The organism is Murinocardiopsis flavida, assembly GCF_003014485.1.
In the GTDB taxonomy this organism is placed as follows: Bacteria; Actinomycetota; Actinomycetes; order Streptosporangiales; family Streptosporangiaceae; genus Murinocardiopsis; species Murinocardiopsis flavida.
In genome coordinates this window covers 273,063-294,116 of the sequence record NZ_PYGA01000004.1, presented here as the reverse complement: position 1 = coordinate 294,116, position 21,054 = coordinate 273,063, and the positions used below count along the sequence as shown (strand labels likewise).

The following is a 21,054-nucleotide window of genomic DNA, read 5'->3' as shown; positions in this document are numbered from 1 at the left end:
TAGGTGGAGGGTCAAGCGGGATTTCCGGGAGGGGCGTTCTCTCCGGGCTCTCCGGGCGGGGCGCCGTAGCGCTCCGCGGCGGCGCGGAGGTAGGCGCCGAGCCGGTCGCGCAGTTCGGTTGGCTCCACGACCTCGATGTCGGGGCCGTAGGAGGCGAACTCCACCATGGCGTGGTAGACGGACTCCATGTGCAGGACCGCGGTGGTCCTGCCGTCGGGGTCGGCGGGGGTGCCGGGTGGCGGCAGGTCGGCCGCTGTGAGCGGCGCCGACAGTTCGCGGACGAGCGCCAGCCCGCGGGGGGTGAGCCGCACCCGTGTCCGCAGGTTCCGCATCCCCGCCTGGAACTGCGACGCCGACGCGGCCCATGTGGTGTCGAGGTCGAAGCCGGCCGGCCGCTCGAAGACCCGGCCGGTGTCGGCGAGGTGCGCGATCCGGGCCGCGCGGAAGGTGCGGGGCCCCGTGCTGGAGTAGGGGGTGCCGGGGCGGCTGCTGTGCACGCGCGCGATGAAGTACCAGGCGCCGCTCTTGAGGACGAGGCCGAGGGGGTCGATGGTGCGGTCGACGACCTGGCCGTCGTTGCGGCGGTAGGTGAGGTCGAGGGTGTGCTGCTCCCACACCGCGGTCGCCAGCGGGGCGAGGTGGGGGGCGGGCTCGGTGGTGCCGAACCAGCGGGTGGTGTCGAGGTGGAACCGGGAGCGGACGCGTTCGGCGCGTTCGCGCAGGCCCTCGGGGAGGGCGGCGAGCAGTTTCAGGTGCGCGGCGGCCATCTCGGCGCCGAGGCCGAGTTCGGCGGCCGCCTCGGGCAGTCCGGCGAGGAAGAGGGAGTCGGCTTCGGCGCCGGTGAGGCCGGTCAGCCGGGTGCGGTACCCGTCGAGGAGCCGGTACCCGCCGCCGGTGCCGCGGTCGGCGTAGATGGGGATCCCGGCCGCGCCGAGCGACTCGACGTCGCGGTACACGGTGCGTTCGGACACCTCCAGCTCCGCGGCGAGCTGGGCCGCTGTGAGGCGCCCGCGGTTCTGGAGCAGGAGCAGGAGGGACAGGAGTCGGCCGGCGCGCATGCCTCCAGTGTTGCCCATGTTCCTGACAGCAGACGTCAGGAACCGGGCCCCGGGGGCGGGGAGTCGGGGGAGCAGGGGACGGCCCCGGGGCCGTCCGTGTCCGGCGCCGCCGTCCCGCGGACGGGGACACGTCCGGGCCCCGGTCCGGGCCGTGGACGCCCCGGCGAACCGTGCCGCTTCGCGCGAACAGCGGCCGCGCGGGCTTTACTCGCCCCGGGTGTTGGTGGTGGGCTGAGCGCTGGCAAAGCAGTTCCCGAGGCTAAAGGGCGGATACATGGAAGCCGATGTCACTCTCCGAGTGGACGGCACGACAAGGGTGGTGCGGGTCGACACCCGCACCACACTGCTGGACGCGCTGCGCGAGAAGCTCGACGCGACCGCACCGAAGAAGGGGTGCGACCACGGCCAGTGCGGCGCCTGCACGGTGCTGCTGAACGGCCGGCGGGTGAACGCGTGCCTGACGTTCGCGGTCGCCCAGGACGGCGCCGAGGTCGTCACCGCGGCGGGGCTCGGCGCCGACGGCGCGCCGCACCGGGTGCAGCGCGCGTTCCTCGACAACGACGGGTTCCAGTGCGGGTACTGCACGCCGGGGCAGGTCTGCTCGGCGGTGGGCATGCTGGAGGAGGCCGCAGCGGGGTGGCCGAGCGCGGCGACCGGCGACGTCGCGGCCGAACCGGTTCTCGACGACGCCGAGATCCGCGAGCGCATGAGCGGCAACCTGTGCCGCTGCGGCGCCTACGTCAACATCGTCGCGGCCGTGCGCGAGGCCGCGGCCGACAGCGCTGGCAACACCGGCAACACCGACAGCGCCGACAGTGTCACCAGTGAGGCCGCACCGGCCGGAGGGGCGGAGGTCCGATGATCCCGTTCGACTACCAGCGGGCCGAGGACGCCGCGGGCGCCGTCGCCGCTGTCGCCGCCGACCCCGACGCGCGCTTCCTCGGCGGCGGTACCAACCTGGTCGACCACATGAAGCTGGGCGTGGCGGCCCCGCACCGGCTGGTCGACGTCACCCGCATCGGCCTTGACGACGTCGCCGAGCTGCCCGGCGGCGGCGTGCGCATCGGGGCGGGGGTGCGCAACAGCGACCTCGCCGCGCACCCGCTGGTCCGCGGCCGCTACCCGGCGCTGTCGCGGGCGCTGCTGAGCGGGGCGTCGGGGCAGCTGCGCAACGCCGCCACCACGGGCGGCAACCTGATGCAGCGCACGCGCTGCGTGTACTTCGAGGACGTCACCACGCCGTGCAACAAGCGCGCGCCCGGCACGGGCTGCTCGGCGCTGGAGGGGCCGTTCACGCGCTACCACGCGATCCTGGGCGCCTCCGAGCACTGCGCGGCCACGCACCCCTCCGACATGGCGGTGGCGCTGAACGCGCTCGACGCCGAGGTGCGCGTGCTGGGGCCCGGCGGCGAGCGCACGATCCCGCTGGACGAGTTCCACCGGCTGCCGGGCGACGCGCCCGACCGCGACACCGTGCTGGAGCACGGTGAGCTCATCACCGCTGTGGAGCTGCCCGCCCCCGCCGGTGCGGCGCGCTCGACCTACCGCAAGGTGCGCGACCGCGCGTCCTACGCGTTCGCCCTGGTCTCCGTCGCCGCGGTGCTCGACCTGGACGGCGGCGGCGCGGTGCGCGACGTGCGCATCGCCCTGGGCGGGGTGGCGCACAAGCCGTGGCGCGCCCGCGCGGCGGAGGACGCGCTGCGCGGCGGCGCGCCCGGCGAGGAGCGCATCGCCGCGGCGGCCACCGCCGCGGTGGCGGCGGCGCGGCCGCTGCCCGGCAACGCGTTCAAGGTCGACCTGGTCCGCGCGACGCTCGGGTCCGTCCTGCGGGAACTCGCCGCGGGACCCGCACAGGAACCCGCAGAACCCGCAGATCCCGCGGACTCCACGGAGAACGCAGTGGAAGGGGAGGGCCGATGACCGAGACCACCGCAGACCTGCTGAACGCGAAGGCCATGGGCGCCGACCTGGAGCGGGTCGACGGCCTCGCCAAGGTCACCGGGCAGGCGCCCTACGCCTTCGAGCAGCACGCGTTCGACGAGCGCGCGCACGCGCCTCTGTACATCCACCCGGTGCAGTCCACGATCGCCAAGGGCCGGGTGACGGCCGTGCACGGGGAGCGCGCCGCCGCGCTGCCGGGGGTCGCCGCGGTGCTCAGCCACGAGAACGCGCCGCGGCTCACACCGGAGGACGACTCCGATGTGGCGATGATCCAGACCTCCGACGACCGCGAGCTCCTCGTGCTCCAGTCCGACGAGGTGTCCTACCGGGGCCAGATCGTCGCGGCGGTGGTCGCCGACACCCCGGAGACGGCGCGCGAGGCGGCGCGGCTGGTGGGCGTCGACTATGCGGCCGAGCCGCACGACGCCGCGTTCTCGCCCGACAGCGCCGACCTGCCCGAGCCGACCGTCGACACGGAGTTGGGCGACGTCGCCGCCGCCATGGCAGCGGCCGCGGTCACCGTCGACGCCGCGTACAGCACCCCCATCCAGCACAACAACCCCATGGAGCCGCACGCCACCACGGTGGTGCGGTCGGGCGGCGCGCTGACCGTCTTCGAGGGGACCCAGGCCGTGCACATCGTGCGGCGGATCCTCGCGGCCCTGTTCTCGCTGGACGCCGAGCGCGTGCAGGTCATCGGTCCCTACGTGGGCGGCGGGTTCGGCGCCAAGGGGTCGGTGCACGCGCCCCTGGTGCTGGCCTGCCTGGCGGCGACGGTCCTGGAGGGCCGCCCGGTGAAGATCGCCCTCACCCGGCGGCAGATGTTCGAGCTCGTCGGTTACCGGCCGCCGACGGTCCAGCGGGTCCGGTTGGGCGCCGACGCCGAGGGCCGCATCAGCGCGGTCGGCAACGACGTGACCACCCACACCTCGCGCCTGAAGCGGTTCGTGGAGAACGCGGGCGGCAGCGCCGCGATGATGTACGCGGGCGAGAACCGCAGTATCGGGCACCGCGTCGCCGAACTCGACATCAGCCCCGCCACGTTCATGCGCGCACCCGGCCACGCGCCGGGCATGTTCGCGCTGGAGGTGGCGATGGACGAGTTGGCGGAGGCGTGCGGGCTCGACCCGATCGAGCTGCGGGTCCGCAACGAACCCGGCACCGACCCGGTCAGCGGGCTGCCCTACTCCAGCCGCGGCCTGCTCGACTGCCTGAGCGAGGGCGCGAGCCGGTTCGGCTGGGAGGGGCGCGACCCGCGGCCCGGCGTCCGCGAGGAGGACGGCTGGCTGGTCGGCACCGGGGTGGCGGCGTCCACGTTCCCCGCGTTCACGATGCCCGGCTCGGCGGCGCGCATCCGCTTCGCGGGGGAGGGCCGCTACGAGGTGTCGATCGGGGCGGCCGACATCGGCACGGGTTCCTGGACGGCGCTCACCCAGATCGCCGCCGACGCGCTGTCGGTGCCGGTGGAGGACGTCGCCCTGGCGCTGGGCGACTCGGCGCTGCCCGCCGCGACCGTCGCGGGCGGTTCGGCCGGGACCAGTTCGTGGGGCACCGCCATCGTCCAGGCCGCGCGGGCGTTCGTCGACAGCCACGGCACCGAGCCCGCTGCCGGCGCGGAACTCACGACCGTCCTCAAGCGGCCGCCCGACACCCGCGGGTACTCCACCCACGCCTTCGGCGCCCAGTTCGCCGAGGTGCGGGTGCGCGCCGACACCGGGGAGGTGCGGGTGCCGCGGGTCCTGGGGGTGTTCGCCGCGGGGCGCATCATCAACCCGCGCACGGCGCGCTCCCAGCTCATCGGCGGGATGACGATGGGGGTGTCCATGGCGCTGCACGAGGAGAGCGTCATCGACCCGCGGTTCGGGCACGTGGTGAACCACGACTTCGCCTCGTACCACGTCGCCGCGAACGCCGACATCGGCGACGTGCAGGCGTACTGGGTGGAGGAGCACGACCCGCACGTCAACCCCATGGGCGCCAAGGGCATCGGGGAGATCGGCATCACGGGGACCGCCGCCGCCATCGTCAACGCGGCCCACCACGCGACGGGGGTGCGGGTGCGGGCGCTGCCGATGACGCTCGACCACTTCCTGCGCTAGCGCCTTTCTGCGCCGCCACCTTGCTGTGCCGGCGCTTTTTCCGGCGCAGACACCAGGCGGGGCCCGCCTCGGAGGCGGGCCCCGCTGCTGGTCCCCGGGCAGTTTCCGCCGGGTTCGCGGCGCGCCCTGTCGAGCGGGCGGCTAATTTTGGGCCTATGGATACCGCACGTGTGTACGTCGAAGCGCAGGACCGCCTCCTGGAGATCGCGGGGGACATCGGCGAGGACGGCGGCGCCGTGCCCGTCCCGGCACTGCCCGGGTGGACCATCAAGGACACCTATGCGCACCTGGCTGGGGTGAGCGCCGATGTGCTCTCCGGCGCCACGCCCGCCGACATCGGCGACGACCAGTGGACCGCGCGCCACGTCTCCGAGCGCGCCGACCGCCGCCTCGCGCAGATCCGTGCCGAGTGGGCCGGCAACGCCGCGGCGATGAAGGACCACCTGGGCGCGCGGTCGGGGCTCGGCTCGGCGCTGACCGCCGTCGACGCCTGGCACCACGAGCAGGACATCCGCGGCGCGCTGCGCTTCCCCGGCGGCCGCCGCGATGCCGCGGAGGTGACCGACGTCGTCGTCGCCGGGTTGAGCGGTGGGTGGCCCGAGGACCTCCCCGCGGTGCGCATCGAGTGCATCGACGCCGAGGCCCGGTGGACGGTGGGCCCGGGGCGGCCGGGCGTGCGGCTGCGCGCCCGGGTGTTCGACGTCGCCCGGCTGCTCATCGGCCGCCGCAGCCGCGCCCAGGCGCTGGCGCTGCCGTGGGAGGGGCCGGTCGGCACCGTCCTGGAGTACCTGCACGTCTTCCCGATGCCGACGGTGGGCCTCGTGGAGTGACCGCCCCGCCCCCGATGAGCGGTCAGGCCCAGGCGTCCCAGCCCAGGTGCACCGCGAGCCCGAGCCCCGCCAGCCCGATGGCGATGCGCAGCGGGGCCGCGGGCAGGCGCCGGACCACGGCCGGGCCCGCGATCCCGCCCAGCAGGAACCCCGCCGCCAGCGGGCCCACGTACGCCCAGTGGACCGGCCCGAACAGCGCGAACGCGACCGCGGCGACGGCGTTGGGCGCCAGCAGCACCGCGTTCTTCAGCGCGTTGACCCGGCTCAGGGTGTCGGACAGCAGGGTGAGCAGCAGCGCGAGCATCATGACACCGGCAGCGGCGCCGAAGTAGCCGCCGTACACGCCGATCGCGAACACCGCGACGGTGCTCCTGAGCTCCCTCGGCACCCGCGCGATCCGCCGGGCGCCGCGGCCCTGCGGCGGCTCCGCGCCGCCGGCCCGAGCGCGCGGCCGCAGGAGCACGGCGAGCGAGGCGCCGCCGACCAGCACCGGCACCGCGGACTCGAAGGCGTCCGCCGAGGTGACCAGCACCAGGCTGCCGCCGAGTGCGCCGCCCAGCGCGGCGGTCAGCGCATGGCGGCGCAGCCGGGGGCCCTGCCCGCGCAGTTCGGTCCGGGACCCGGCGACGGACCCCACCCCGCTGAACACCACGGACACCGTGTTGGTCACGTTCGCGGCGACGGGGGACAGGCCGACCGCCAGCAGAGCGGGGTAGGACACCAGGGACGCGAGTCCCGCGATCGACCCGGTGAGCCCGGCGAGGACACCCGCGCCGACCAGGAATAACGCCACCATCATGGGGAGTAAGCCTAGTGACGGGGCCGCCGCGCGCTGTCCGGCCCGCTTCGCGGCTCGGGCGAGGTAAGGCCAGGTCAGGGCGTGTTCCGCCGCGGAACCGGGCGCGCGACCGGTGGCGGGGATCACGGCGGCCGCCCAAAGCCGTTGACTTGACGGGGGCGGGTGTTGTCTCGCTCCGGTGACCTGGTGAAGGGGTGAGCTGTCGCCGGGGTTGGGGAGCACCCGCCGGTGCGAAGCACCATGCTGTGTACGAGCACCGACGCCAGTACGCATCGCGTCCCACAGCGAACTATCCGGCGCGGTCAGCAGCTCATCATGGATGTAGCCATGCGGGTTGTGGCCGAGGTTGTCGCCTGAACGATGCGCTTGGCGTGCGCCTTCACGACCACTCGTTGCGACAGCACAGGATAGAGCCGAACCATGCGGGCCGCGACGTCGAAGACCTTCCTGCCTGGTAGTGGTCGCTGGCGTCATCGTAGATCTCCGTGCCCTTCTAGCCAACGGCGACGAGGAGGTACAGGGCGACCCCGGCGGCCAGCTCCGACTTGCCGCATTTCCGGGATATCGAAAGGTAATCGTTTCGGAAGCGACGGACGTAATATTGAGCCTGGATATCCCACGTTACCTCGCTGAACAACGGCCTCAGGATCTCATGTTCCTGCCACTCGGCGAGCCGGAACGGGTGGCGATCCATCGCGCCTTGGGTGTGTACAGTTAGCTCCGCAAAGAAGGAAATCGCGTGATCAACTCGCGGGGAACATGTATGATCTATGTGTTTATAACACGTTGCATCGTCCATGATAATGCCGCAGCTCGAGAGAACGCTTGCTGATGGCCGTCCCCTTCAATGAAAGCACCTAATTTGGTAGTCGCAGCAACCCAAATTCTGGTCGTTCTTATTAGCGTAACTGCGACACTAGTGGCGACATATCTAGCTCAATCGGGAACTCGAAAACTTGAGATCGATAAGCTGCAAATCCAGAACCTTGAGAATCGGAGGGCTGGAGCAGTGCCAATTGCCGAAGAATTCATTGGCGCGAATGCAGATTTCCATTACTGGGCAACAGATGCCTCGGAGCGACTTCGTAGGGCCAGACCAGACGAGATTTTGGCGATCCATGCTGAGGCGATGGTCCATTTTCGGCGTATTAGTATTCTCAATGGCAAGCTGCGGCTGTACGCAGACGATGATACAAACCAGGCTTCACTCATCCTGGTGGAATGTGCGCTCCATTTGCTAGGCGATATTAGTGCCAAAAAAGGAGTCATGCGCATTAGGGAAGAAACTATAGAGGCAATAGCCTATTTCCAATTGAGAATGCGAATCTATCTTGGACTCGAAAAGGAAACGTCATCCACTCCAAGGCTTGCTCTCAAGGCGCCAATGAGTCCGGTTCCTAAGTTGGACCAGTTCAAAGATGGTCAAGTCTTCGATATTCTATTCAATGAGGACTTGAAATGATATCAACAAAGCAGGAATGGTGGGTGATCGGAGCCGTATTCCACGTTATTTCCCCTTCCGTGTGGAGCATTTGTGTAAGCAACAACGGTCCAATTGCTCACATTGTGGGTGGGTCAACATTGAGAGTGGTATGCCAGACTCCCGTAGTAATACGGAGAACTATTTCAATCTTGATTGAATATGAAGGCGTTGACTATTGGCTAGTAATTCCACGTGTAGGTCGAGCTGATATTCAGGTAGTGCTGCGAAATCATCTAGAACGTTAGATTGGTAAGTTAGGAGGGCAGACGATTGGCGTGGCTCTGGACTTCGTGATCGCTGATGAAGTTCAGCCGAACTGCGGGAATCAATCGAACTTACAAGGCAGAAGGGGTATCGTCTGGGCGGCCTTCCGATAAATTCTCGCGGCGAGGTTGGTCCTGAGGTCGCGAGTTTCCTCAGCCGGGCGCGGTCCGTCGTGTCGAGGACGGGAATTTCCTTGGGGATCTCCCGCTGTGCGTGCGGACCCAGTTTCGCAGGGTCTCAGAACTGATATCCAGGTCGCGTGCGACCTGCTTGATCGGGTGCAGCGTCTCGATGACCTGCTTGACTGTTTCCTCGCGGAATTCCGGCGATTAGTTGGTGGCCTTGGCCAATTTCCCCCTCGTCTCCTTGTAAGTCCATCGTATTGGGTGCCTGTCCGGAAACCTCGGGGCACCTCGCCACTCGGCGTCGCTGAGTTCATGGCGTCGGAACACGATAGCTATCCTTGCAGGCAAAATTCTCATGCCGCAGCGGATCCAAAAAGCAAGCCCTTAGTCTACGGCCTTGGGGTGCCGCGTCCCGCCTTCGCAGGAGCCGTGTCGTGCCGCCTTGCATACTGCGGGGATGGAACTCATCTCGATCGACGACGTCCGGGCCGCCGCGGAACGCGTGCAGGGCAAGGTCCTGCGCACACCGGTCCTGCACTGCGACACCGCGCGCGGCGGGCTGTGGGTGAAACCGGAGAACCTGCAACAGGTCGGCGCGTTCAAGCTGCGCGGCGCGACGAACGCCCTGGCGTGCCTGGAACCGGGCATCCGCGCCGCCGGAGTGGTCACCCACTCCTCGGGTAACCACGGGCAGGCGCTCGCCTACGCCGCCCGCGCCGCCGGGGTGAGCTGCACGGTGGTGACCCCGGAGAACGCGCCGCCGGTGAAGGTGGCCGCCATGCGCCGCTTCGGCGCCGAGGTCGTGCTGGTGCCGCCGGCGGAACGCGAGCCGACCGTCGCACGGCTGGCGGCCGAGCGGGGCCTGACCCCGATCCCGCCCTTCGACCATCCGGATGTCATCGCCGGGCAGGGGACGATCGGCCTGGAGGTCCTGGCCGACGTCCCCGACGTCGCCACCGTGCTGGTGCCCGTGGGCGGCGGGGGACTGGCGTCGGGGGTCGCCACAGCGGTGCGGGCGCTGCGCCCCGACGTCGCGGTCATCGGCGTCGAGCCCGAACTCGCCGCCGACGCCGCGGAGAGCCTCGCCGCGGGGCGGCTCGTGCCCTGGCCGCCCGAACGCACGCACCGCACCATCGCCGACGGGGTGCGCGTCGGCCTCTCGGAACGGACGTTCGCGCATGTACGGGCCCGAATTGAGAAAATCGTGACGGTCACCGAAGATGAGATCCGCACCGCGATGGCCGCGCTGGCACGCGACGCCCGGATCGTGGCCGAACCGAGTGGGGCACTCGCCTCGGCCGCGTTCCTCGCGGGACGTGTCACGGCCGAGGAGGCACCGGCCGGGCGCACCGTCGCCGTGGTCTCGGGCGGCAACGTCGAACCGGCACTGCTCGCCGAGACCCTGGTGCCGCCGACCGGCCACGCATAGCCGGCCACGTACAACCGGCCACGTACAACCGGCCACAAGAAGGCCGGCTACGAACAAGCAGGTGCGCGGCCGCCCGGACGCCCCGGACCGGGACGGCCCGGTCCGGGCCGCGGCGGTCGGAAACCGACGAACACAACGGGGGAAGTACAACAATGGGTGCACACGGCATCGACCAGCAGGCGCTGGCGGAGATGAGCCGGGCGTACGCGCCGCGCGACATCCGCGGCGTCGGCGTATGGGACGACGGGGACCGGCTGCTGAAGGCCTACGCGATCGCGGCGCCCGCCGACTGGCCGGATCACGCGCTGCTGGAACGGGCGCGCGTCCTCGCGGTGGCGCAGTCCGCCCTCGACGCGGAACTGGGCGGGACGGGGCTCGGGGCCGCACTGGTGCACCGCGGCGCCGACGGCGACTACGTCGTCGTCATGAACTGGACCACCGGGTTCATGACCCGGTTGACCACGTTCACCGGGCCGCGCGCCGACCCGGGCGCGCTGCGCCAGACGTCCCTGGGCGTGGGGCCGTGCCTGTGGGAGCTGGCCGTGATCGGGCACGAGCGGGAGAGCTTCCACCGCCACATCGTCATCGGCCGCGACGTCGACGCGTGGCGCTCGGACCTGCTCGCCGGATCGGCGTAGCGCCGCGGGGGCGGCGCGGGATCGGCGACGGCGGGGACGACGGTGGCGGCGCGGTCAGACCGCCGCGTGGACGCGCTCGGGGGCGGGGGCCGGACGGGCGCCGGGGGCGTCCGCGGCCTCGGGCCTCTCGGGCGCCCCGCCGTCGTCGGGCGCGAGCGCCTGCCTGACGATCAGCGCGACCCCGCCCGCGAAGACGACGGCGATGCCGACGCAGAGGAGGACGAGCCCGGTGCTGATGAGTTCTCCGTCGACCATGCGCTGCCGCCTCTCTTGCGGGGGATCGTTGCTGGGACCGGCCGGTTCGCGGATCCGCGAACCGGCCTGAGATCAAGAGTAATCACCGTTCACCAAAGCATGCACTGTTCTTGAAAGTGAACTGCGTCATGTGATCCGGTTCCGCACGTCTCCCATGCCGTTGACTTCGAGGGCGGGTCTTGGCCTGGTACGGGGGTGGGTGGGTCGTGGCCTCGGCTGCATGCCGGGGGTGGGTGCCGAGAGCGTCCTTGCCCCCAGCGGACCTGGGCTGGGCTGCCAGGCGGCTGCGCAGCAGCGACGGCCGAAGCAGACGTTGAGGTTCGGTGCTCAGGCCCTGCCACGCACTGATCGCGTGGCGGGGTGCTGCGGTGCTGGCGCGGATTTGGTAATGGGCGTGGTTGCGGTGGGTTCCGTGCGGCGCCGGGCCCGACGGTCATAGCGCGGGTGTGCGTCGACCGTCGCTGCTGCGCAGGCTTTCCGGCAGCCTGGCTCCTGTCCCTTGGGGCTAGGACGTTCTCGCCCCCGGACGCCTGCGGCTGTTCCGCGCAGTGGCAGCCTGGGCACTGTCCTCTTGGGGTAAGGGTGTCCTCGCGCCCGGACACCTGCGTCTTCTACCATTGATCCACGAGTCGCGGTGCGTCCCGATCACCCCCGGCGGTGACCTTGATCGGGACGCAGGTCGGCCGGGCGGCGGTCGAGACTGGGGGTCATGGTGCGCGGTTCGGGTGGTGTCCTCGACGGCGTCGACGTGCCGCTGATCGCGGCGCCGATGGCGGGCGGGGCGAGCACACCGGACCTCGTCGCCGCCGTCGCGGGAGCGGGGGCGCTCGGCTTCCTCGCCGCCGGGTACCGCAGCACCGAGGCCATGGCCGAGCAGATCCGGCTGACCCGCCTGCGCACCGACCGCCCGTTCGGCGTCAACCTGTTCGTGCCCGGACCCGACCGCGCCGACCCGGCGGCGCTGCGCGCCTACCGGGCCCGCCTCGAACCCGAGGCCCGCACGCTCGGCGTCGAATTGGGCGAGCCCCGCTGGCACGACGACGACTTCGCCGCCAAGGTCGACGCCCTGATCGCCGACCCGGTGCCGCACGTCGGTTTCACCTTCGGCCTCCCGCCCGAGCGCGCCGTGGCGGCGCTGCGCAAGGCCGGGACCGTCGTGACCGTCACGGTCACCAGCGCCGCCGAGGCGTCGGCGGCGGCCCGATCCGGTGCCGACGCACTGTGCGTCCAGGGCCCGGAAGCGGGCGGGCACCGCGGGACCTTCGATGACACCGGCCGCCGCGGCGCCGCGGCCACCCTGGAGCAGGTGCTGGCGGAGGTGCGCGCCGCCGTCGCCCTGCCCCTCGTCGCGGCGGGCGGGATCGCCGATGCCGACGCGGCGCACTCGGTCCGCGCCGCGGGCGCCGTCGCCGCCCAGGCGGGCACCGCGTTCCTGCGGACGGCGGAGAGCGGAGCCAAAGCGACCCACAAGGACGCGCTCGCGGACGAACGCTTCCAGCGCACCGCCGTGACACGGGCGTTCAGCGGCCGCAGCGCGCGCGGTCTCGCCAACGCGTTCCTGCGCCGCCACAGCGCGCACGCCCCGGCCGCCTATCCGCACGTGCACTACCTCACCGGACCGCTGCGCGCCGAGGCGGCCCGGGTCGGCGACGCCGACACCCTGCACCTGTGGGCCGGGACGTCCTTCCGGTCCGCTGCGGCCGGTCCCGCCGCCGATGTGGTCGCGGGGATCGCCGCCGGACTCTGAGCGCGGTGGTCGACCCTTCTCCACGGGGTGGCCCGCCCGGGCGCGCCTGGACACCGCGGCGCGGCCGGTGATCGGATGGTCCCGCGGCGCGCCATGGGACCGGCGGACCGCACCGGAGCAGGGGAACGTAGCCGGAAAACGTAGCCGGGAAGCGGAGAAGGGAGCCGTCGGCCATGGAGCCCACCGTCGCGGCACCGCAGAGCGTCACCTGGCGGGTGCACCTGGACCGCGCCATGTGGGTGGCCGGTGTGCGCAGCCTGATGCTCCAGGCGCTGCACCCGGTCGCCATGCAGGGGGTATGGCAGCGGTCGGACTTCATGGCCGACCCGACCGGGCGGCTGCTGCGCACGGCCGACTACGTCGCAACCACCACCTACGGCAGCCCCGCGGAGGCCGAGACGCTGGCCGGGCGGGTGCGCGCCGTCCACCGCCGGCTCGGGTTCACCGACCCCGCGACCGGCCGGCGGCACCGCCCCGACGATCCCGACCTCCTCCTGTGGGTCCACTGCGCCGAGGTCGTGTCCTACCTGGAGGTGGTCGTGCGGGCCGGGCTGCGGCTCGCACCGGGCGACGCCGACCGCTACTTCGCCGAGCAGGCCCGCATGGCGGCCTACGTCGGGCTGCGCCCCGTCGACGTCCCCGCCTCGGTGCCGGAGATGCGCCGCTACCTGGCCGGGGTGCGGCCGGTACTGCGCGCGACCCCTGAGGCGGTGCGGGCCGTCCGGTTCCTGCTGTGGCCGGCCGTACCGGAGCGGCTGAAGGGGCTGGCGCCGCTGAAACCGCTGTGGTTCCCGGTGGGCGCGCTCGCCTACCACACCCTCCCCGCGTGGGCCCGCCGCGCCTACGCGGTCCTGCCCGAGGTCCCCGGTACGCAGCCTGCGGCGACCGCCGCCCTGGGCGTGCTGCGCTCGGTCCTGCACGCGAGCCCGCAGGCGCTCTACAACAAGCTGTTCGACGAGGTCACCATCCGCCGCTCGGTCGCGGCGCGGGAGCGGCTGGTGGCGGCAGGCTATGACCTGCGGCGCGGGTTCGTGGGGTTGGGCGACCCCGACACCTGGCCGACACCTGGCCGGCGCGCGGACCCGGCGCCGCCGGGGCGCAGGCGTAGCCTGGAGGCATGAAGCGGCGGGTGCGGAGGTACGCCTGGCTCATGACGGCCTGCCTGGTGCTGTTCGCGGGGTCGCTGCCCGTGTGGTACCTCGCCGGTACCGGGTGGGCCCTGGCGATGTGCCTGGTCGCCATGGTGCTGCCGCCGATCGCCGCCATCGTCGGCAACTCCGGCGACCCCGACGATCCGGGTGAGGTCGACACCCGCTACGGGCCCAACGCGCGGTGACCCTCCGCCTCGGCGCAGGTGCGCAGGATGGTGTCGGCGACCACGCCGGGCGCGTCGGCGACGGGGATGTGGCCGCACCCCAGCAGGACCACCAGGTGCGCGTGGGGGACCCGGCGCAGGGCGCGCCGCGCGTTCCCGGGCGGCAGCACTCGGTCGCCGTCGCCCCAGGCGATGGTCACCGGGCAGGCGATCTCCCGCTGCCGGTAGTGGTAGGCCGCGACCTCGCGGGCGAGGCGGACGAGGGACGACCCGCTCGACAGCGCCCGCGCGTCGAAGGTCACCTGGCGGGTGTGCGCGCCGGTGATGCTGCCGCGCAGGACCCGCCGCGCCAGTGCCCGGCCCGGCCGGCTGCCCGCCGCGGCGAGCCGGACGGACTCGGGGATGAGCGCCGCGACCGGGGCGCCGAGCGCGAGCAGCCGGGTCCGGGCCTCGCTGCGCGGCGACCCGAAGCCGATCGGCGCCAGCGCGGTCACCGACGCCGCAGCGCCGCGCACCGCGAGTTCCAGGGCGATCGCGCCGCCGAGTGAGTTGCCCGCCAGGTGGGGCCGGTCCAACCCCATGCCCGCGCACCACTCCTGGATGGTGTCGGTCAGCGAGAGGACCGTATACGGCTCGTTGGGATCAGGTGCCGGGGAGCGGCCGAAACCCGGGAGGTCGATCGCGAAGACCTCGTGCCGGGCGCTGAGGGCGTTCAGCGCCGGGTACCACGCCTGCCCCCGGTGCCCCAGCCCGTGCAGCAGCACCAATGGGCTGCCGTGCCCCCGCCGCTCGGAGAAGATGCGGTTCGTGTCCATCCCCGTTAGTCGTACCCGCGCGGACCCCGTCACGCCCATCCCGGGAGCGTGCTGCTCACGCGATCCGCTCCACGGTGACCGGGACGCCGTTGAGCACCGCGGCGCCCGAGGCAGCGTCGGTCTCGGCGGGGTCGGTGACGTCGTTGGCGCTGGCGCCCGCCACCGCGGCGGCGACGCCGAGCCGGACACCGGGCCGGTCGTGGCCGTACCCGTGCGGCAGGCTCACCGCACCGGGCATCACGTCGGCGCTGGCCGCGATCTCGACCTCCACGGCGCCCTCGGCCGAACGGAGCCGGACCCGCTCGCCGTCGGCGATCCCGCGCTCGGCCAGGTCATCGGGGTGGACGAGGAGGTGGTGCCGCGGCGCACCCTTGACCAGCCGCGCATGGTTGTGCATCCAGGAGTTGTTCGCACGCACGTGGCGGCGGCCGATGAGGAGCAGCCCTCCGTCCGCGGGGGCGAGGAGCGCGCCGGCGGCGTCCGCCGCAGCGCCGGTCAGCTCCGCCGGCCCGGCGTCGACGCGCTTTCCGCGGGTCGCGAGCCGCTTCGGCAGGGACGGTTTCAGCGGCCCGAGGTCGACACCGCTGGGGTGCGCGGCGAGCGCGCGCAGCGACAACCGGTAGGGGCCCGCGCGCAGGCCCAGGTCGACCAGCAGGGCGGGTGAACAGGCGAGTGCCAGCCGGTCCGCCCAGCGTCCGGCGCGGCGGACGCGGCGGCGGTAGGCGCGGGACAGGTCGCGCAGGATCTCCCAGTCGTGCAGCGCGTCCTCGGGCCGGGGGAGGGGAGCGGGGGTGTAGCGGGCGGTGTCGCGCACGGCGAGCATGTGGAACACCAGGTCGTAGTGGTCGCGTTCGAGCGGGGCCGTCGGCGGCAGGATGACGTGGGCGTGCCTGGTCGTCTCGTTGATGTGGAAGTCCACGGCCGCCATGAAGTCCAGCCCCGCCAGCGCGGCGTCCGTCCGCCGGCCGCCGGGTGCGGACAGGACCGGGTTGCCGGCCACGGTGAGCAGCGCCCGCACCCGGCCCGGGCCCGGCGTGCCGATCTCCTCGGCGAGGGCGCTCGCGGGCAGGTCGCCGCCGAACTCGGGCAGGCCGCGGACGCGGCTGTGCCAGCGGCCGCCGTGCCCGGAGTCGAGCAGGCCCGATCGGATCGGGTCGACCGCGGGGCGGGAGAGCAGGGTGCCGCCGGGCCGGTCCAGGTTGCCGGTGACCACGTTGAGGAGCTGGATCCCCCAATGGCACAGTGCGCCGTGGCGCTGGGTGGACACCCCGGTGCGGCCGTAGGCGGCGGCCGCTCCGGCGGCGGCGAAGTCGCGGGCGACCCGGACGATGGTCGCCGCCGCCACCCCGGTGGCCGCGGCGGCGCGGTCCGGGGTGAACGGGTCGACGGCCGCGCCCACCCGGTCGAGGCCGTCGACGTAGGCGGCCGGGGCGGCGCGGCCCTCGTCCAGGATGACGCGGACCATGGCGAGCAGCAGCGCGGCGTCGGTGCCGGGCCGCACGAAGTGGTGCTCGTCGGCGAGCCGGGCGGTCTCGGTCCTGCGGGGGTCGAACAGGACGAGGGTCCCGCCGCGTTCGCGCAGCGCGCGGATCCGGCGCACGATCCCGGGGGCGGTCATGAGGCTGCCGTTGGAGACCGCGGGGTTGGCGCCGAAGACCAGCAGGTGATCGGTGCGGTCGATGTCGGGGACGGGCAGCAGCCACTGGTGCCCGTAGAGGTGCCTGCTGACGACGTGGTGCGGGAGCTGGTCGAGTGAGGTGGCGGTGAACCGGTTGCGGCTGCCCAGCATGCGCACGAACGGCGGGGCGTGCGTCATCGTGCCGAGGCTGTGCACGCCGGGGTTGCCGAGGTAGCTGGCCACGGCGTCGGCGCCGTGGTCGCGCCGGGCGGCGGCCAGGCCGTCGGCGGTGATCGCGATCGCCTCGGGCCAGGAGATCTCCTGCCATCCGGTGGCGGTGCGCCGGACGGGTCGGCGCAGCCGGTCGGGGTCGTCCCGGACGTCCTGGAGGGCGAGGGCCTTGGGGCAGATGTGCCCGCGGGACAGGGGGTCGTCGGGATCGCCGCGGATGGCGGTGATGCGGTCGCCGCTGGTGCCGACCCGCAGGCCGCACATGGCCTCGCACAGGGTGCACGCGCCATGGCGCGTCCGCTCGCCGCTCATGGCGCATTTCTACCAGAGATTCCGCTACACCTGTAGCAACATTGTCGGGTGGCACCACCGCGCTCCGGCCGCGCCGACCTCCGGCCGCACTGCCCTTAAGCGGTACCGCCCTGTGGCCGTACTGCCCTCGAGCAGCACCGCCCTGGAGTGTCGTTGCGGGCGGCTCCGGGCCCGGACTCAGGCGACGGCGGCGCGCGACCGGTCGGTGGCCACGTGCACGGCCAGTCCCGCGAGCACGGAGCCCATGACGTAGCGCTGGACCCGAAGCCACAGCGGCCGCCTGCCCAGGAACGCCGCCAAGGTCCCCGCCGTGAGGACGATCAGCCCGTTGACGGCAAGGGCGACCGCGATCTGCACCAGCCCGAGCACCAGGCTCTGCGCCGCGACATTGCCGTGGGAGGGGTCGACGAACTGCGGCAGCAGCGACACGTACAGGATGGCGATCTTCGGGTTGAGCAGGTTGGTGAGCAGCCCCATCGCGAACAGCCGCCGCGCGGGCTCCGTCGGCAGCGGCTGCGGGTCGAACACCGACCTGGCACCGGGGCGCACGGTCTGCCACGCGAGCCAGAGCAGGTACGCCGCTCCCGCGAGCTTGACCGCGAGGTAGAGCTGCGGCACCACGGCGAACAGCGCCGCGATGCCCAGCGCGGCGGCGGCCAGGTACACGAAGAACCCCACCGCGACGCCCGCCAGCGAGACGAACCCGGCCCGCCGCCCCTGGGTCACCGACCTCGACACCAGGTAGACCATGTTCGGCCCGGGGGTCAGCACCAGTCCGAGCCCCACCAAGGCGATCCCCGCAAAAGCGCTCGCGTCGACCATCACGCCCCCACAACGGTGCTCCGCCCAACGGGAGCGTCGGCGCCAGTCTAGGATCCGTCCCCAGCCCTCAACGGCCCCGGGTCGGCCCGGGGAACGGACCGTGAGCCGCGACGGCAGCCCAACCCCCTGTGACGGCCGTCCCCGCAACGACTGGGTCGCCGGAGTGGTGAAAGCGCACACAGCGGACACGTCCTACCATCGGGGGTGTGCACGCCGCGCTTCCTGCGGCCGAACCGACCGAGGAGGTCCTGACCGTGACCGAACACCAGGGACAGCAGCAGCCGCCCCCCGACACCGCAGCGGCCGACGGCGCCCCGGTGTTCAAGTCCCGCAAGAACGGCGTGTACCGCAGCGTCTCCGACGAACTGTCCGCGTGGATGCGCACCGGCTGGGCCGACACCGAGCGCAGCGAACTGGAGCCGATCGAGCAGGCGCCCTACGCCGCCAAGCGCCGCGCCGCACTCAGCGCCCGCTTCCCCGGGGAGCGGCTCGTCATCCCGGCGGGCGGACTGAAGACCCGCTCCAACGACACCGAGTACCCGTTCCGCGCCGCCTGCGACTACGTCTACCTCACCGGCGACCAGTCCGACGACGGCTGCCTGGTGCTCGAACCGCGCCCCGACGGCGGCCACGACGCGACCGTCTACCTGCGCCCCCGTTCCAACCGCGATAACGGCGAGTTCTGGCTCGACGCGCACGGCGAACTCTGGTCGGGCCGCCGCGACAGCCTGACCGAAGCGGGCCGCCTCCTCGGTGTGCACGCCGCCGACGTCCGCACCCTCGACACCGTGCTGCGCGAGGCGCCCGCCGCCCCCACGCGCATTGTCCGGGGCCACGACGCGAAACTCGACCAGGCCCTCGCCGAGCTGCGCGCCGATGCCGACGCCGACACGACCGACGATGCCGACGCGGAACTCGCCATCCACATCGACGACGCCCGCCTGGTGAAGGACGACTGGGAGATCGGCCAGTTGCAGCGCGCCGTCGACTCCACCGTCCGCGGGTTCGAGGACGTCGTGCGCACCCTCGACGCCGCGCAGGCCACCTCCGAGCGCTACATCGAGGGCACGTTCTTCCTGCGCGCCCGGGTCGAGGGCAACGATGTCGGCTACGGCACCATCGCCGCCGCCGGGCCGCACGCCACCACCCTGCACTGGATGCGCAACGACGGCGCCGTGCGCTCCGGCGAACTCCTGCTGCTCGACGCCGGTGTGGAGACCACCACCCTCTACACCGCCGACGTCACCCGCACCATCCCCATCGGCGGCACGTTCACCGACACCCAGCGCCGCGTCTACGACCTGGTGTTCGCCGCGCAGGAGGCCGGGATCGCCGCCGTCGCGCCGGGCCGCGCCTACCGCGACTTCCACGACGCCGCGCAGCGGATCCTCGCCGAAGGGCTCATCGCGTGGGGCCTGCTCGACGGTCCCGTGGAGCGCGTCGTCGAACTGGGCCTGCAACGGCGCTACACCCTGCACGGCACCGGCCACATGCTCGGCCTCGACGTCCACGACTGCGCCGTCGCCCGCACCGAGGACTACATCGACGGCCGCCTCGCAGCGGGGATGGTGCTGACCGTCGAGCCGGGGCTGTACTTCCAGCCCGACGACCTCACGGTGCCCGAGGAACTGCGCGGGATCGGTGTGCGCATCGAGGACGACGTGCTGGTGACCCCGGAGGGGAACAGGGTGCTGTCGGACGGGCTGCCGCGCACCGCCGCCGACGTCGAGGCGTGGATGGCGCGCGTCGCCCCGCAGGGCTGAGGACCGACCGCGACCGGGCCCGGCCGCTGACCGGGCCCGGCGGCGGCCGGGCCGGGTCACAGGGCATCGCGGTCGGCGTGCTCGTTGTAGATGTCGGCGCGCTCCTGGCACGACAGGCTGTGCACGGCGTCCATGATCTCGTCGGTGACCACCCGGCGCGCCTTCCCCGACGCCAGGTGGTCGTACCCGGCGGAGAAGTCCAGGGGCGCGCCGAACCGGACCCGGATCGGGCGCACCCGCGGCATCCGCGCCCCGATGGGCTGGATCTCCTGAGTGCCCCACAGTGCCACCGGAACCACCGGCGCCTTGGACGCCAGCGCCAGGAACCCCACCCCGGTGCGACCCCGGTACAGGCGGCCGTCGCGGGACCGGGTGCCCTCGGGGTAGATGGCGTACACCTCGCCGTTGTTCAGCACGTTCAGGCCGTCCTCAAGGGCGGTCATCGCGTCGCGCCCGGTGCCGCGCCTGACCGGCATCGCGCCGAGCGCGCCGAACGTCGCCTTGGACGCCAGGCCCTTCAGCCCGGGGCCGTCGAAGTAGTCGGACTTGGCGAGGAACCGCACCCGGCGGGGCACGGCGAGCGGGATCACCACGCTGTCGCAGAACGACAGGTGGTTGCTGGCGAGGATCACCTGGCCGCGGGTCGGGACGTGGTGCAGGCCCTCGATCCGGGGCCGGTAGACGGCTCGCGCGAGCGCCGAACAGGTCCGCCGGATCGTCCTGTAGAGCACTGCTGCCTCCTCGTCGCGCAGGTCCGGGCGGTGGGGGCCGTACCGGTGAACAGTTGGCAACCTACCCGCACGGCGTCCCCGGCCGGCACCCGGGCGGCGGTTCCGCAGCGGACCGAGGCCCCGCTGTGCTGCGGCGGGATGTGCAGATGCGTGCGGGCATGGGGCGCGCGAGGGGTGGAAGCAGGGGTGGAAACACCGGGCGCTGGGACGCGGGGGTGCGGGGACGGCGGGGATGGCGGGGATGGCGTGCGCGGCGCCGGGTAGAGGCCCGGGCGAGAGCGGGGTCCCCGAAGGCGGGAACCGCGCGCACGCGCCCGACCGAGGAGAGGCAGCAGCCATGACAGCGGAACCACTGAGTGACGAGGACGTCGCAACGGCACTGGTCGGCCTTGCCAACTGGGAGCACCAGGTGGACAGCCTGGCCCGGCTCGCGCCGACCGACCGCGTGGCGGAGTTCCGCATGGTCGTCGCGCAGGTGAGCGGTGACGCCCGCGACCACGTCGCCACCGTGGAGACGCCCAACGGCGTCGTCCTGCGGGTGGCGACGCCCGAGGCGGGCGGTGTCACCGCGCAGGACGTGGAGATCGCCGCGCGCATCGAGCAGGCCATCGAGGGTGCCGGATCGCAGTCGACCCCGGACGGCTGACACCGGCGCCGCCCGTCCGGTACGGCACGCGGCGGCAAAGGGCGCCCGGAGAGTGCGAGGGCACACGAGGTGTGGCCGGGCCCTGCTGAACGGACGCCGGGATACCGGGTCCTGCGTCGCCGCCGGTCCCGCT

18 protein-coding genes and 2 pseudogenes are annotated in these 21,054 nt (G+C 72.6%); 12 read left to right on the top strand and 8 right to left on the bottom strand.

The genetic code is table 11. From position 1 onward, the window contains the following. Positions 1–11 precede the first annotated feature (11 nt). Positions 12–1,058 (bottom strand): helix-turn-helix transcriptional regulator, encoded by a 1,047-nt coding sequence (locus CLV63_RS08465; protein WP_106582361.1) that lies wholly within the window; start codon positions 1,056–1,058, stop codon positions 12–14. A 274-nt stretch (positions 1,059–1,332) separates the two neighbouring features. Between CLV63_RS08465 and CLV63_RS08460 the strand changes: the two are divergent. The 4 genes and pseudogenes from CLV63_RS08460 to CLV63_RS08445 all read left to right on the top strand — a co-directional run. Beyond that, positions 1,333–1,830: pseudogene (locus tag CLV63_RS08460) on the top strand (2Fe-2S iron-sulfur cluster-binding protein); the annotation flags it as partial. A gap of 86 nt (positions 1,831–1,916) precedes the next feature. Beyond that, entirely contained in the window at positions 1,917–2,978 is a 1,062-nt protein-coding gene (locus tag CLV63_RS08455; RefSeq protein ID WP_106582359.1) for an FAD binding domain-containing protein, read from the top strand. Then, the gene (locus CLV63_RS08450; RefSeq protein ID WP_106582358.1) at positions 2,975–5,098 is read left to right on the top strand and encodes a xanthine dehydrogenase family protein molybdopterin-binding subunit; all 2,124 of its coding nucleotides are present in this window, start codon (positions 2,975–2,977) and stop codon (positions 5,096–5,098) included. The genes CLV63_RS08455 and CLV63_RS08450 overlap by 4 nt, the downstream gene beginning before the upstream one ends. A gap of 155 nt (positions 5,099–5,253) precedes the next feature. Then, positions 5,254–5,928, top strand: coding sequence for a maleylpyruvate isomerase N-terminal domain-containing protein (locus CLV63_RS08445; RefSeq protein ID WP_146165529.1), 675 nt, complete (start codon positions 5,254–5,256; stop codon positions 5,926–5,928). 22 nt (positions 5,929–5,950) lie between these two features. Here the strand turns inward: CLV63_RS08445 and CLV63_RS08440 are convergent, their stop codons facing one another. Next, the gene (locus tag CLV63_RS08440) at positions 5,951–6,727 is read right to left on the bottom strand and encodes a sulfite exporter TauE/SafE family protein (protein WP_106582356.1); all 777 of its coding nucleotides are present in this window, start codon (positions 6,725–6,727) and stop codon (positions 5,951–5,953) included. A gap of 847 nt (positions 6,728–7,574) precedes the next feature. On the opposite strand from CLV63_RS08440, the gene CLV63_RS33150 reads away from it, so the two are divergent. Further along, positions 7,575–8,189, top strand: coding sequence for a hypothetical protein (locus CLV63_RS33150; RefSeq protein ID WP_146165528.1), 615 nt, complete (start codon positions 7,575–7,577; stop codon positions 8,187–8,189). 437 nt (positions 8,190–8,626) lie between these two features. On the opposite strand, the pseudogene CLV63_RS35230 reads toward CLV63_RS33150, so the two are convergent. Then, positions 8,627–8,791, bottom strand: a pseudogene (locus tag CLV63_RS35230) (transposase); the annotation flags it as partial. A gap of 265 nt (positions 8,792–9,056) precedes the next feature. On the opposite strand from CLV63_RS35230, the gene CLV63_RS08425 reads away from it, so the two are divergent. Beyond that, positions 9,057–10,028, top strand: a complete 972-nt coding sequence (locus CLV63_RS08425) for a threonine ammonia-lyase (protein ID WP_106582354.1) — start codon at positions 9,057–9,059, stop codon at positions 10,026–10,028. Between the two features lie 152 nt (positions 10,029–10,180). Beyond that, entirely contained in the window at positions 10,181–10,666 is a 486-nt protein-coding gene (locus CLV63_RS08420) for a hypothetical protein (protein WP_106582353.1), read from the top strand. Positions 10,667–10,720: 54 nt separating this feature from the next. On the opposite strand, the gene CLV63_RS08415 is transcribed toward CLV63_RS08420, so the two are convergent. After that, positions 10,721–10,921 (bottom strand): hypothetical protein, encoded by a 201-nt coding sequence (locus CLV63_RS08415; protein ID WP_106582352.1) that lies wholly within the window; start codon positions 10,919–10,921, stop codon positions 10,721–10,723. Positions 10,922–11,630: 709 nt separating this feature from the next. On the opposite strand from CLV63_RS08415, the gene CLV63_RS08410 reads away from it, so the two are divergent. The 3 genes from CLV63_RS08410 (at position 11,631) to CLV63_RS08400 (ending at position 14,004) form a co-directional block, all read left to right on the top strand. After that, a complete protein-coding gene (locus tag CLV63_RS08410) occupies positions 11,631–12,668 on the top strand; it encodes a nitronate monooxygenase (protein ID WP_106582351.1) in 1,038 nt (345 codons plus the stop codon). Between the two features lie 173 nt (positions 12,669–12,841). Beyond that, positions 12,842–13,789, top strand: a complete 948-nt coding sequence (locus tag CLV63_RS08405) for an oxygenase MpaB family protein (RefSeq protein ID WP_106582350.1) — start codon at positions 12,842–12,844, stop codon at positions 13,787–13,789. After that, a complete protein-coding gene (locus CLV63_RS08400; protein ID WP_106582349.1) occupies positions 13,786–14,004 on the top strand; it encodes a DUF3099 domain-containing protein in 219 nt (72 codons plus the stop codon). Before CLV63_RS08405 ends, CLV63_RS08400 begins: the two co-directional genes overlap by 4 nt. Here the strand turns inward: CLV63_RS08400 and CLV63_RS08395 are convergent. The 3 genes from CLV63_RS08395 to CLV63_RS08385 all read right to left on the bottom strand — a co-directional run bounded on the left by CLV63_RS08395 (position 13,983) and on the right by CLV63_RS08385 (position 17,781). Then, a complete protein-coding gene (locus CLV63_RS08395; protein WP_106582348.1) occupies positions 13,983–14,798 on the bottom strand; it encodes an alpha/beta fold hydrolase in 816 nt (271 codons plus the stop codon). The two genes, CLV63_RS08400 and CLV63_RS08395, sit on opposite strands and share 22 nt — an antisense overlap. A gap of 55 nt (positions 14,799–14,853) precedes the next feature. After that, a complete protein-coding gene (locus CLV63_RS08390; RefSeq protein WP_106582347.1) occupies positions 14,854–16,959 on the bottom strand; it encodes a molybdopterin-dependent oxidoreductase in 2,106 nt (701 codons plus the stop codon). A gap of 177 nt (positions 16,960–17,136) precedes the next feature. Beyond that, the gene (locus CLV63_RS08385; protein WP_106582346.1) at positions 17,137–17,781 is read right to left on the bottom strand and encodes a LysE family translocator; all 645 of its coding nucleotides are present in this window, start codon (positions 17,779–17,781) and stop codon (positions 17,137–17,139) included. Positions 17,782–18,035: 254 nt separating this feature from the next. Here CLV63_RS08385 and CLV63_RS08380 point away from each other — a divergent pair, with 254 nt between their 5' ends. Then, positions 18,036–19,544 carry an aminopeptidase P family protein gene (locus tag CLV63_RS08380; RefSeq protein WP_245928666.1) on the top strand — a complete coding sequence of 503 codons (1,509 nt, stop codon included), beginning with the start codon at positions 18,036–18,038 and terminating at the stop codon, positions 19,542–19,544. Positions 19,545–19,600: 56 nt separating this feature from the next. On the opposite strand, the gene CLV63_RS08375 is transcribed toward CLV63_RS08380, so the two are convergent. Further along, on the bottom strand, positions 19,601–20,275 hold the full coding sequence (locus tag CLV63_RS08375; protein ID WP_106582345.1) for a lysophospholipid acyltransferase family protein: 675 nt from the start codon (positions 20,273–20,275) through the stop codon (positions 19,601–19,603). A 337-nt stretch (positions 20,276–20,612) separates the two neighbouring features. Here CLV63_RS08375 and CLV63_RS08370 point away from each other — a divergent pair, with 337 nt between their 5' ends. Next, positions 20,613–20,921, top strand: a complete 309-nt coding sequence (locus tag CLV63_RS08370) for a 4a-hydroxytetrahydrobiopterin dehydratase (protein ID WP_170134175.1) — start codon at positions 20,613–20,615, stop codon at positions 20,919–20,921. Positions 20,922–21,054 lie beyond the last annotated feature (133 nt).

Excerpts from the sequence above, each read along its gene's own strand:
- CLV63_RS08465 (WP_106582361.1), bottom strand. The coding sequence starts at position 1,058 with ATGCGCGCCGGCCGACTCCTGTCCCTCCTGCTCCTGCTCCAGAACCGC.
- CLV63_RS08455 (WP_106582359.1), top strand. The coding sequence starts at position 1,917 with ATGATCCCGTTCGACTACCAGCGGGCCGAGGACGCCGCGGGCGCCGTC.
- CLV63_RS08450 (WP_106582358.1), top strand. The coding sequence starts at position 2,975 with ATGACCGAGACCACCGCAGACCTGCTGAACGCGAAGGCCATGGGCGCC.
- CLV63_RS08445 (WP_146165529.1), top strand. The coding sequence starts at position 5,254 with ATGGATACCGCACGTGTGTACGTCGAAGCGCAGGACCGCCTCCTGGAG.
- CLV63_RS08440 (WP_106582356.1), bottom strand. The coding sequence starts at position 6,727 with ATGATGGTGGCGTTATTCCTGGTCGGCGCGGGTGTCCTCGCCGGGCTC.
- CLV63_RS33150 (WP_146165528.1), top strand. The coding sequence starts at position 7,575 with ATGAAAGCACCTAATTTGGTAGTCGCAGCAACCCAAATTCTGGTCGTT.
- CLV63_RS08425 (WP_106582354.1), top strand. The coding sequence starts at position 9,057 with ATGGAACTCATCTCGATCGACGACGTCCGGGCCGCCGCGGAACGCGTG.
- CLV63_RS08420 (WP_106582353.1), top strand. The coding sequence starts at position 10,181 with ATGGGTGCACACGGCATCGACCAGCAGGCGCTGGCGGAGATGAGCCGG.
- CLV63_RS08415 (WP_106582352.1), bottom strand. The coding sequence starts at position 10,921 with ATGGTCGACGGAGAACTCATCAGCACCGGGCTCGTCCTCCTCTGCGTC.
- CLV63_RS08410 (WP_106582351.1), top strand. The coding sequence starts at position 11,631 with ATGGTGCGCGGTTCGGGTGGTGTCCTCGACGGCGTCGACGTGCCGCTG.
- CLV63_RS08405 (WP_106582350.1), top strand. The coding sequence starts at position 12,842 with ATGGAGCCCACCGTCGCGGCACCGCAGAGCGTCACCTGGCGGGTGCAC.
- CLV63_RS08400 (WP_106582349.1), top strand. The coding sequence starts at position 13,786 with ATGAAGCGGCGGGTGCGGAGGTACGCCTGGCTCATGACGGCCTGCCTG.
- CLV63_RS08395 (WP_106582348.1), bottom strand. The coding sequence starts at position 14,798 with ATGGACACGAACCGCATCTTCTCCGAGCGGCGGGGGCACGGCAGCCCA.
- CLV63_RS08390 (WP_106582347.1), bottom strand. The coding sequence starts at position 16,959 with ATGAGCGGCGAGCGGACGCGCCATGGCGCGTGCACCCTGTGCGAGGCC.
- CLV63_RS08385 (WP_106582346.1), bottom strand. The coding sequence starts at position 17,781 with ATGGTCGACGCGAGCGCTTTTGCGGGGATCGCCTTGGTGGGGCTCGGA.
- CLV63_RS08370 (WP_170134175.1), top strand. The coding sequence starts at position 20,613 with ATGACAGCGGAACCACTGAGTGACGAGGACGTCGCAACGGCACTGGTC.